The organism is Chryseobacterium urinae, from assembly GCF_030518295.1.
Taxonomy (GTDB): domain Bacteria; phylum Bacteroidota; class Bacteroidia; order Flavobacteriales; family Weeksellaceae; genus Chryseobacterium; species Chryseobacterium mucoviscidosis.
In genome coordinates this window covers 1-292 of record NZ_JAULSJ010000113.1, presented here as the reverse complement: position 1 = coordinate 292, position 292 = coordinate 1, and the positions used below count along the sequence as shown (strand labels likewise).

The 292-nt window shown below is 44.5% G+C and carries 2 tRNA genes; both read right to left on the bottom strand.

What is annotated here, in order from left to right:
- Positions 1-134: 134 nt before the first annotated feature.
- Positions 135-208: transfer RNA gene (locus tag QWT87_RS21205), tRNA-Arg, on the bottom strand.
- Between the two features lie 8 nt (positions 209-216).
- Positions 217-291: transfer RNA gene (locus QWT87_RS21200), tRNA-Pro, on the bottom strand.
- Between the last annotated feature and the right edge of the window lies 1 nt (position 292).

The following is a 292-nucleotide window of genomic DNA, read 5'->3' as shown; positions in this document are numbered from 1 at the left end:
CCTTAATCTTTCCTGTAAAATTTCACAGGAATGTCCGACATAATATTTATTTAAAGATTCAGAAAAAAGAATATAGCAGTAGCACATACATTAATGTAAACAAAAAACCTCATAACAAAGTTATGAGGCTTAAGTGAGCGCGAAAGGATTCGAACCTTTGACCGTCTGCTTAGAAGGCAGATGCTCTATCCAGCTGAGCTACGCACCCTAAAATTGTCGGGGCGGCAGGATTCGAACCTGCGACCTCCTGGTCCCAAACCAGGCGCGATGACCGGACTACGCTACGCCCCGA